Genomic DNA, 11718 nt, shown 5'->3' with positions numbered 1-11718 from the left:
TCTCTTCGGAATAAATTAAGCTGACCTAAAGAAAAGGACTAAGAAATCCTTGATAATAGGTAAGTTTATCCTCCATTATATATTGAACTGTTTTAACGAACGACAAGTTGCTTTAAGTTGCTGTTTTGTTGTTTGAATTAGTTTAAATGAGATAAATATTGTCAGATATTCGAGGCAGGTAAATAGTAGGTTGTTAAACTAAAAAGTTATATTTAGATAATTTCATTGATAGTAATGTCGGGAAGGTAAGGCCATTTGCCTATTACTTTTTGCACTTTAGCTTTATAAGAATATTCATTTACTATTATTATAGAACTCAAAAAATGTGATAACTATCTAAATATACTCATACTTAAAGGTGAAGTTAAATAATTATAATTTTTGCACTTAAGGTAATTTATTTATTAGGCGATAATATTATGAAGATTTTTTCATGATAGATAAATTATTTTTAAAGGATATTATGTTGAAAAAGCCTAGCTTATTCTTTTTACCTCTACTTCTTTTCCTATCTATAACTTCTTGTACTAATGAATTTGAAGTGAATCGAATTATTTCATCATCTGGAGGGAGTTCTGTAAAAAAAGTTGAGGTGGATGAAGATACTTCATCTACTATTTCTCTAGATTATTTAGGTTCTAGTGATGTCATCGCTACAAGTTGTAGTGTTTCTAATCTACAAGACATTACAGTATCAACGGCGTGCTCTTGTGATATTAGTGGCTCTTGTACAGTAGAAGTTATTGGCGATACTAATTTTTCAGGTGAAGCTGGTTTCTCTTATTCTATTTTTAATGGAAGTGAACTTGTGACTTCTTCAGTTGTAATTGTAAACATATTACAGGTTGATGATGCGCCAGTAACAAATAATATTTCTCCATCTTCATTCAGTGAAAATACTGAATCTATTATCACTCTTAATTATTCTGATATAGAAAGTGATGAAGCAACTTCATGTAGTGTAAGCTCATTGACTAATGTAGTGGAGAGTACGGCATGTAGTTGTACAAATGGCACTTGTTCTGTAGGTGTGACAGGGACTACAAATTATTTCGGCACTGCTAGTTTTGATTACAGTGTTACGGCAAACTCAGAAGTTTCTAATACATCAACAGCAACACTGTCGATTACAACTGAGGCCTTTGTATCTAAATGGGAAACAACATCTCCAAGTGAATCTATCACTTTACCTATTAAGGCAGGATATAGCTACAATGCGGTCATAGACTGGGGTGATAGTAGTGCTACTGAAACGCTTACAACTGACACTCCTCCTTCTCATACATATGCTTCAGCCGGCGAATATACAATAAGAATTACTGGCACAATGGAGGCATGGTCCTTTTCAAATAGTGGAGATAAAGACAAGATTATTGAAGTTAATAATTTTGGAAATTTAGGATGGAAAGATCTACGCTATGCCTTTTATGGTTGTTCAAATTTAGAATTATTTAATGGAGGAATAACTGATTCTGTAACTGATATGTATGGAATGTTTTACAATACTAATGGCCTGACTTCTATCGATGTTTCAAGTTTCGATACTTCCTCTGTTACTACTATGGCACGGATGTTTGCTGGGTTGACTAGTCTAAATTCTTTAGATTTATCAAATTTCAATACGACAAGTGTTGATAGTATGCAAGAAATGTTCAAGAATTCATCTGGGTTAACTGCTCTTGATCTATCTAGCTTTAATACCTCTAGCGTCGAGTCTATGAAAGAAATGTTTAAGAATGTTTCAAGTTTATCATCTTTAGATATATCTACTTTTAACACATCAATTGTAGAAAATATGTCCGAAATGTTTCGTGGGACAAACTTTACTGAACAACCTAACTGGTCGAATAATTTTACAACAGCGAGTGTTACAAATATGACTGGTATGTTTCAATCAGCTAAGGGGATGAGCTCCCTTGATCTTTCAAATTTTAATACTTCTAGTGTTATGTATATGACAGATATGTTTAGAGATGCCACTAATCTTACAAGTCTTAATTTAAGTTCCTTCAACACTTCAAGTGTGATTAGTATGTCTAATATGTTCTATGATGCTACAGGGCTTACTTCTATTACTTGGTCTAGTGGCACAAATGCCGAAAATGTATTATACATGAATGATATGTTCTACAATTGCTCAAGCTTAACAAGTTTAGATCTATCATCATTTAATACTTCAAAAGTTACAACTATGTCTGGAATGTTTAATAGAAACTATCTGTTAACTAGCTTAGATTTAACTAGTTTCAATACATCTGAAGTTACAGATATGTCCTCTATGTTCTTCAACTCTGAGTCATTGACATCGCTAGATCTCTCTCACTTTAACACTTCTAAAGTTTCGGATCTATCAACTATGTTTTATGGGACTGATGACTTGGTTAGTATAAATCTTCGCACGTGGGATATTACATCTGTATCAAACTCATTGAATATTTTTCAATTCTCAAATGCAGGGCTTACTCTAGCTTGCAATAATCAAGACGCTGTACAAGATGGAACTGGAGTGAATGCAACTGGAACATTCTTTGGCGAAAATTGTAATTAATTTTCTTGGGAAGATATAAAACGTTTGTGATTTATATCTATCTTACTTCTGTATCTTTCAATCTGTTTGTGAGGCACCTATAGTGAAGCTGTGGACTATTCTTTCGTCAAATATTCCTAGAGTAGAATATGGCATTAAAATTGCTAAATAATACCAATAGATATGTAATTATTTGATATTCAGTTGTCTAGGACTGTCAAATTTTAGACGTTGTTTATAACTTGATCAGGTGTAAAGAGATTTTATGAAGTTATTGTTGGTCATTTTTTTATTCTCATTTCAAACTATCGCGATAGAGGTATTTGATAGTAGTGGATTGTTATCTACTGAGTACAAAAAGACAGTCTTAACAGGTGAAACTTTTTTTCAATTAAGTGAGGACTTAGAAGTAAAGGTTAATCGATTTCTTGGAGCCGGTAATACTACTAATATCTATTCAGTTATTAACATTGAGAAAGGTATTGAATATGCTCTTAGGTTACCAAAGAATGATTTTCATTATATCTATTCTACAAATCAGCTTTATCCTATTCTTGAGCATTATAATGTAGCAATACCAAAAAGGTTTACACCTATAGATTCGAATTTTATTTTAACTGAAGTTATAGATATTTCTTTTGATATGACAACCTTCTTCGAGGATATTGTAGATGGAAGTGATAAAACAATAGCACTTGAAGCTAAAGAAGCTTTGTTCCAATTTGCTAAAAGTACCGCTATGTTTGAGTCTATTGGTGATTTTAACGGATCTCAACTTGTTTACTCAAAAGAAAAGAAAATGTGGATACTTTTAGACTGGATGAATTCTTATGAATTATTTAATCCTTTTAGAAGACAGTACCTATTTACTAAACAAAATATTACAAATTTAGATCATTCAAAATTATTATCTGAAAAAAGTTTAGCCCTTATTGATGAACTACAGTCTCTCATATTGCAGGAGCGCATAATTTTAGAAAATATAGATAAAAGCTTTTTCAAGATATTATCTTCTAACCCTATATCCTATTTTAGAGAGGGGATATCTTTTAAATGGAATACCTCTAAATTTAAAGATAAATTTAAAAATGAATTTCTAATAAAGAATATAGGTAAAATTGAAAATCTTGAATTGGCAGAGGAAGACTTTCAAGAGATAAAAAAGATGTTTAAATTCTACGATAGTGAGTCAGCACCCTTACTGATATTTCAGCTAAAAAATGCGAAAACAAAAAAAACTTACGTCAGAGCAATCTTGGAAGATAATTCTCTTTTTAGTTTTGCAAAAAGAGAGATTCTTGATCAAACGAAATCCCAATTTATCGAGCTTGGTGGTTCTAATGAAGAGTTAAATGAATTAATAAAACTACTCGATAAAGATATGAAAACTTGTAAGGAAAGAATGAAGTTATTCTTCTAATGGTCTCTTATCAATTCAAGTAATTTAAATAATCCACTTCTTGAGAAACGCTCTTTTAGTCCAAGACGATCACCTTTGTGGTAAAGTAGAGTTGATGAATTCTCTCTCTTTGTTGCCCAGCCAATACCGACTGTTCCAACTGGCTTTATAGGAGTTCCCCCGCCCGGTCCAGCAATTCCGGTATATGAAATAGCGATGTCGCACTCCAGAGCATTTCTTGCTCCAAGGGCCATCTCTTTAGCACTCTCTACACTTACTGCTCCGAAATTAACTAATGTAGATGTATTAACCTTCAATAGATTAGTCTTTACTGAATTAGCGTAACTTACAATAGATCCATGGAATATTTGTGAAGATCCAGGTATATCTGTAATTTTTGAAGAGGTGAGTCCTCCGGTGCAGGATTCTGCAAAACCAATGGTAAGGTTTTTTTCTAGTGCTTCTTTAACTATCAATTCTTCCAGTTCTAGATTGCCGTACTGCCAGACGTAATCTTTAAGTGGTGAAGACTCTATTATCGTCTTTGCCTTTGAAATTGTCGTATTCCTATCTTCTTGATTAAAATAGAGCACTATATCGATTCCTAACAGATTAGGAAGTGAGCTTACTTTTGCAATTTCCGACAAGTCTTCCCATAGAGTTGGGCAGAGCTCGCCGAATATAACTTCCTCTGGAACGCCTCTGGTTCTAATTGAAAAGAGGTCAGTCACCTGAAAGGAGTCATCACTGTAAATTTCCTTGAGTTTAGGAACAAATGTATTTTCTACCATAGATTTAAACTCTCTAGGAACGCCTGGTGCACTTAAGATTGTTTTTCCTTTTTTACTGTATAGAAGACCTGGCGCATACCCATTAAGATTGTCTAGTAATTCAAAATCCGTTGGATAATAGTGGTAAGCATTCTTACTTGGCATCCACTCTTTATTAAATTTAGCGTATAGATTTTTTATTAACTCAATTGATTTATCATCAAAGATCAGCTCTTTTTGAAAGTGTTCGGCTAAAGTATTCTTAGTAATATCGTCTTTAGTAGGCCCAAGACCACCGCTGGTGATGATAATATCTACTGTTTCATATAGTTCTACTATTGAGGCCTTAATTTCAGCTTCATTGTCGTTAATAATTTTTATTTGCTTTAACTTTAGCCCTACTGAAGGGAGATATTTGGAGAGCCAGTGACCATTTAGGTCTCTTGTTCTTCCTGCTAAAAGTTCATCGCCAATAATTAATAGAGCGCAGTTCATATAACTTCCTAAAAACGTTGATTTATACTATAAATTATACTCTCAACCCGACAGTAAGAAAAGTTAATGATAAGAGAAGATATGTCTAAAAGAATACAGTTTGTCCTCGATTTTGAAGAGGATGTAGAAAATTACCTAAATAAACGTCATCCAAAGATGGAGGACTATAGAATATTGTCTAAGGCCCTAGATGCTAGGGGATCTAATAGAGGGAAAAGACCCCGCTATAACTACAATGTTGAAATTATTCATCAAGGTGAGAAATTCTCAGGGAAAACTGAAGAATTTAAAGATCTTGGTGAATTTAGAAGTAAGCCTATTATTATAGGAGCTGGTCCTGGTGGACTATTTTGTGCTCTTCGACTTGCTGAGTATGGAATACCTTCGATTTTAATTGAGAGAGGGGAGCGTGCACATAAAAGGATGAAGCATATTGCTCGTTATTGGCGATATGGAGAGTTTAATACAGAGAATAATGTTTGCTACGGTGAGGGAGGAGCTGGATTATTTAGTGATGGAAAGTTAATCACTAGAGTTAAGTCCCCATATGTACAATATGTGATGAATAGACTTGTCGATTTTGGAGCGCCAGAGGAAACGGCATATGTTTCTAACCCTCATCTTGGCTCTAATAAAATAAGAATGTTAATTAATAAAATAAGTGACTCTCTTATAGAGTCTGGGTGCGAGATATACTATAACACAAGAGTTGATGAGCTTGTGTATGAAGGGGATAGTGTTACTGGCGTAAAGCTTAGTGATGGAAGAACTCTGCATTCTGATAAAGTTGTTCTTGCTACAGGTCACTCTGCAAAAGAGATGTATAAACATTTAGAAGATAACTCTGTGACTATGGCACCAAAAGATTTTTCTGTAGGAGTACGAATTGAACACCCTAGAGAGCTAATAGATAAAATTCAATACGGTGACTTTGCTGGTAGTTACCTTGGTGCAGCTAGATATAGACTTAGTTATGAGAATAAATCTACTCATAAAGGAACCTATAGTTTCTGTATGTGTCCAGGGGGGTATGTTCTTTCGTCCGGTACAGACTCTGACGGAATCGTTGTAAATGGAATGAGTAATTATGCTCGAAACTCAAGATGGTCAAATTCAGCACTCGTTGTTTCAGTTAAGGGAGGAGTCGACTTTAAAACAGATAAAGTTTTAAACGGATTAGACTTCCAGAGAAATATTGAGAAGAAAGCATTTGAAGTTTCAACTGAGTTGGCCTCTGGTAAAGAACTTCCTTCTCAAACTCTAAGGGATTTTCTCGACGGAAACATAGGAAAAACAGCACTACCAAAAACATCTACCCCATCTGGGATTGTGGAAGCTCAATTAAGTACAATTCTTCCTGAGTTTATAACTAACCACTTAAGAGATGCTCTTCTTCAATTTGATGAGAGAATGAGTGGATTTGTATCCAAAAATGCACTCTTACTTGCTCCTGAGACAAGAACATCTGCACCTGTGACAATATTGAGGGACAGAGAGACGTTAGAGTCTGTTTCGCATAAGGGACTTTTTCCTTGTGGAGAAGGAGCTGGGCACGCTGGAGGAATTACTTCTGCTGCTGTTGATGGTGTAAGAATCGCGATGAGTATGATTTTTACTGAGAAAGAATATATTCCAAAATAAAGTATGAAAAATCTTTCAGTTAGCTTGTCTTCCAATACTCTTAATTGATAGTTTATGGCTTTCAATTAGGGAGATCTTGTGAAGAGAATAGTTGCTTATTTTGTCGACAATAGCTTTGTTGTAAACACTCTTAGTCTGAGTATGATTGTTATTGGTTTGATTTCTTTCTTTTCAATGCAAAGAGATCTAATTCCACAATGGAAAGATAAGAGAATAAGTGTTTCAGCTTCACTTCCAGGGGCTACACCTTATCAAGTGGAACAATACCTTACAACCCCAATAGAAGATGCAATTAAATCTCTCTCTGGCGTCGATAAGTTAGTCTCAACTTCTTCTCCAAGCTCAATGAGCATTAGTCTAAGATTAAAAGACACAATTGAAGAAGATGAGATAGATGATCTTTATGAGAAAGTTGACTCAATAGTACTTAATCTTGAGAGAAATCTTCCTACAGAAACAGAGAACCTCACTGTTACTAATCATAAAATTTCTCGCTTTTGGTTCACTACGCTCTCTGTTTTAAACTTTAATGAAAATAGCCCGAAACACCAGAAGTGGTTAAGTGATACAGAAAAATCACTGACAAAGATTAATGGGGTAGTTGAGATATCTAATTGGACTTCTAGACCACAAATTTACATAAAATTTGATCAAGAAAAGCTTGCACGTTATCAAATAGAACTAAACGAGCTAACTAACAATATTGTAAAACGATTTGCTTTTTTGCCTTTGGGAACTATTACCAAAAATGGTACTGATGTTAGCGTTGAAATAGAGAATGATGTCGCCGGTGTAAAAGATATTGAAGAAACAATTATAAATGCAAATGCTAGTGGTAATATTTTAAGAGTTAAAGATATTGCTTCTGTTGAATACAAAATAGTAGAAAAAGAAACAGTAGGTTTTACTAATGGGAGCCCAGCAGCTGTTCTTGTCTTATTTAAAGATGTTGATTCTGATATTATCACTATGAAGGAAGACTTAGAGAAAGAGTTAATAAAGCTCAATGAAAATTCTCCTGAGGGGATAAGTATTATACTTACAGGTGATGGGCCATCGTTTATTCAAAAGCAGTTAAAGGTACTAAATTTAAATGGAGTCATGGGTGGGATACTTGTAATATTAATCTTATTTGTCTTTTTTGGTATTAAGAGTTCATTAATGACAAGTTTTGGTTTGCCGTTGTCTTATCTTGCGACATTCACAGTCCTTAAGTTATTAGGGATTAATATTGACCTAATTTCTGTTGTAGGGATGCTTTTAATTGTGGGAATTCTTGTTGATGATGCAATTATTGTATCTGAGCTTTATATGCAAAAGCTCGAAACCGGTAGTTCCCCAAGACAGGCGGCAATAGACTCATCTCTAGAAACTATGCTTCCAATCTTTGGTACTGTCATTACTACAGTAATAGCTTTTGCTCCAATCCTTTTTTCAAAATCAAGCTTGGCTGATATTCTATTAGCTATTCCATGGGTTGTTATTGCAGCACTCGCAATGAGTTTATTTGAGTGTTTCTTTATTTTACCAAATCACTTGGCTCATTTTGTAAAGAAGCCTATAAAGCATAAAAAATTCTCATTTTTCAACAAGCTAACACGACTTTATAGTTCTGCTCTTTCTTTCTCCTTAAAATGGAGATACTTAGTCCTTCTGTTTCTTGTAGGTTCACTTGTTGGAACATTTGTGTTAACTAAAGAAAAAGTTCCTTTTAAGTTTAATCTTAGAATTGGAAGTGAAAGAATAAAGATTGATGTTGTCCTTAAAGAGTCCTCATCTTTAAAGGATACACAAGAACAATTAAAGCCCCTTCATGATTTTTTAGGTACTATCGATAAAGCAAAGTATTCTTACATCACTTCTCAACTTGGACGTAACTGGTATAATGGGGTTGAGCAAGTTGGTTATAAATATGCTGGAATAAGTATTCGATTTTCTCAGGTAGACGATCTTGCAGTTGAACACAAAGAAGAGATAATGAAACTTGTTGAAGAGCAGATCTCTGCCCTCAAATCTTCAAATTTTGAAATCCTTAGTCTTAAGTCTGAAAAAGAAGGTTACGAAGATAAAAAAGAAAATACTTTTAAATTATCTAGCTTTGTTGAAGGAAATATTAGAGATGAAGAAGTCATCTCTAAAGTAAAGCTGATATTTTCTAAAATAGAAGGTATTAAAGACGTCTATATTGATCCTGATCTTATCGCTACTACTTGGATGTTTGAGCCTAATAAAGAGTCTCTCTACAGTTATGGGATGACTCCAATAGATCTAAGCTCAAAAGTTCAGGGATTCGTCAGAAAAAGGCACATAAAAGAATTTAGACATAACGGTGAAGTTATAAATATCTATGGTTATTTCGAGGACGGTAAGAAACTCTCTTTTGAACAACTCAACGATCTTTCTATTAACCTTGGAAATGGTCAAATCGTTAAGTTGGAAAAACTAGGAGAGTGGAAAACAGTAAAATCTCTTAAAAGTATCGAACATGTAAATGGTAAGAGAGCACTTAATTTTGATTTAACATATGATGAACAAATTCTAAAAAAAGAAAAGATTGAGGAACTAGTAAAAGATAAATTTCCAGAGATCAAAACATTAGTACCTGGCGTAAGTTTTGCTCTTGAAGACGCAGATCTTCAAGAATCGAAAAATTCTAAGGCAATGGGAACAATGATGATAACTTGTATCTTTCTCATTATCTTTGTTCTAGCTCTAATTTTGAAGTCTTTTGTTCAACCTATTATCATTGGTCTTGCAATACCATTTGGATTGATTGGAATTGTATGGGCCTTCTATTTTCATTCTCTTCCAATCGATGTCATGGGAATGGTTGGTGTAATGGGAATGGCCGGCGTTGTTGTTAACGATTCTCTTATTATGGTGACGACAATTAACGGTAAAAAGAAGAGAATATGGAATCTTACCAGAGAAGATATAAAAGATGGGGCTGTAAGTAGATTCAGAGCAATCATACTGACTTCTATAACTACTTTAGGTGGTGTATTTCCTATGGCCTATGGATTAGGTGGCGACAGTGGTTTTACTAGACCTCTAGCACTATCAATGGGGTGGGGTCTTCTTTTTGCAACAGGATTAACTCTTTTTGCTCTTCCATCTCTCTTAGAAATTCAAAGAGATTCATGGTCATTATTAAAGAGAATTAAATATTTTAAAGGTTATTTTACAGAAGAAGCATCGCTTGAATTCTCACAATCCCAAGTTAGTGATAATGTAGTAACTCCTAATTATGAAAAAATTGATACTCCTAGTGAGCATCAGATTCAATAGTTATCTCAATAAATGGATATAGAGGATTATCATGAAAATAAGTACGATAGAAGATGTTTTAGATGTCATTGATAATGGATCGAGCTTATTTATTCATGGAGCTGATGCTACACCAAAGCTTTTTGTAAAAAAGCTATTAGAGAGATGTATTGATGATAGATTGAGTGGTATTTCTTTATACCACCTTCATACTCACGGAATACTTGATGAAGAGATTCATAAACTTGATGGAAAGGTAAAGTTTAAGTGCTTCTTTGTAGGTGATAACCTAAGGAAACATTTTGATTTTGAGACAGTTGACTATATACCTTGTTTTCTTTCTGAAATTCCTATCTTATTTGCTAATGGAAATTGTCCTATAGATATTTGTATTATTCAAGTGTCACCTCCAGATAAACATGGATATGTTACTCTTGGAACATCTGTAGACGTTACAAAGTCTGCAGTTGATCATGCAAAAATTGTTATCGCACAAATCAATCCAAATATGCCTAGAGTTCACGGAGATGGATCTTTTCACCTTACAGAAATAGACTATTTTATAGAGAGTGACGAGATCTTATATTCTGATCGATGTGAATTGTTCACAGATGATGAGATGCGAATTGGTGAGCTAATTGCTTCTCTTGTCGAAGATAGGTCTACAATCCAATGTGGGATCGGAAATATTCCTAATGCTGTTCTTAAGTCCCTAACAGGCCATAAGGACTTAGGTCTTCATAGTGAGATGTGGACTAATGGTGCTATGGACTTGATAAAGAATGGTACTATTACTAATAAGTTTAAGCAGATAATTCCTGGTAAATCTGTTGCGTGTTTTTTAGTGGGTGATAAAGAGTTACATGAGTTTGTTGATGATAATGAAAATGTGCTTTTAAGAACATCGGATTATGTTAACAATCCTGCAAATGTTAAACTTAATGATAAGACATGTGCTATTAATAGTGCTGTTGAGATTGATTTAACAGGACAAATTTGTGCTGATTCAATTGGTAATAGAATTATTTCTGGTGTTGGTGGACAAATGGACTTTATGCGAGGAGCTTTTCTCTCTAAAAGTGGAAAAGCAATTATTGCAATTAATAGCCGTGCTCGAAAAGGTCAGTCTAAAATTGTGTCACGATTAAAGTATGGTTCAGGAGTAGTAACAACTAGGGCCCATGCTGATTATATAGTTACCGAGAATGGAATTGCAAACCTGCGAGGTCTCTCTTTAAATGAAAGGGCAAAGTCCCTTATCTCTATTTCTCATCCAGATGACAGGGAAAGGCTAGATAGAGAGTGGTTTGATATAAAACAACATCTTTGAATCTTAATAAAAAAGACCCAATTTAAATTGGGCCTTTTTTTGAGGTTAGGGGTGACTTCAAAATAAATTGAAGTTTTATAATTAGTTTGAATCATTATCCTGAGGAGCTCTTTCATCTTCCTTCGGTGCTTTAAACTTTGTTCCACCTTTTACTTGGAAAACATATTCAATCTCTTCAGGGTAGTAGATTTCACCATCTTTCATCTCGATAAAATCTTTCTTAATTACATCAGATGCATTTACAACTCTATTTCTAGAATCTCCAAGATTACCTGCTTTTAATATTTGC

At 34.0% G+C, this 11718-nt stretch carries 7 protein-coding genes; 5 read left to right on the top strand and 2 right to left on the bottom strand.

Going from position 1 to position 11718, the window contains the following annotated elements; genetic code table 11:
• Nucleotides 1-433: 433 nt before the first annotated feature.
• On the top strand, nt 434-2548 hold the full coding sequence (locus tag ABX784_RS12520) for a BspA family leucine-rich repeat surface protein (protein ID WP_372655390.1): 2115 nt from the start codon (nt 434-436) through the stop codon (nt 2546-2548).
• Between the two features lie 244 nt (nt 2549-2792).
• Nucleotides 2793-3947: a hypothetical protein gene (locus tag ABX784_RS12515; RefSeq protein ID WP_372655389.1), complete on the top strand. Its 1155-nt coding sequence runs from the start codon at nt 2793-2795 to the stop codon at nt 3945-3947.
• Here the strand turns inward: ABX784_RS12515 and ABX784_RS12510 are convergent.
• A complete protein-coding gene (locus ABX784_RS12510) occupies nt 3944-5191 on the bottom strand; it encodes a nicotinamide-nucleotide amidohydrolase family protein (protein ID WP_372655388.1) in 1248 nt (415 codons plus the stop codon). The two genes, ABX784_RS12515 and ABX784_RS12510, sit on opposite strands and share 4 nt — an antisense overlap.
• A gap of 81 nt (nt 5192-5272) precedes the next feature.
• Between ABX784_RS12510 and ABX784_RS12505 the strand changes: the two genes are divergently transcribed.
• The 3 genes from ABX784_RS12505 (at nt 5273) to ABX784_RS12495 (ending at nt 11429) form a co-directional block, all read left to right on the top strand.
• Nucleotides 5273-6832 carry an NAD(P)/FAD-dependent oxidoreductase gene (locus ABX784_RS12505; protein ID WP_372655387.1) on the top strand — a complete coding sequence of 520 codons (1560 nt, stop codon included), beginning with the start codon at nt 5273-5275 and terminating at the stop codon, nt 6830-6832.
• Between the two features lie 78 nt (nt 6833-6910).
• Nucleotides 6911-10120, top strand: coding sequence for an efflux RND transporter permease subunit (locus tag ABX784_RS12500; RefSeq protein ID WP_372655386.1), 3210 nt, complete (start codon nt 6911-6913; stop codon nt 10118-10120).
• Nucleotides 10121-10151: 31 nt separating this feature from the next.
• Nucleotides 10152-11429 carry an acetyl-CoA hydrolase/transferase family protein gene (locus tag ABX784_RS12495; RefSeq protein ID WP_372655385.1) on the top strand — a complete coding sequence of 426 codons (1278 nt, stop codon included), beginning with the start codon at nt 10152-10154 and terminating at the stop codon, nt 11427-11429.
• Between the two features lie 81 nt (nt 11430-11510).
• Here the strand turns inward: ABX784_RS12495 and ABX784_RS12490 are convergent.
• A partial coding sequence (locus ABX784_RS12490; RefSeq protein ID WP_372655384.1) for a hypothetical protein occupies nt 11511-11718 on the bottom strand: 208 nt, incomplete at its 5' end.

The organism is Halobacteriovorax sp. (assembly GCF_041587335.1).
Taxonomy (GTDB): Bacteria; Bdellovibrionota; Bacteriovoracia; order Bacteriovoracales; family Bacteriovoracaceae; genus Halobacteriovorax.
Note: the sequence above shows the minus strand (reverse complement) of the source record. Positions and strands in the feature narration are given on the sequence as shown.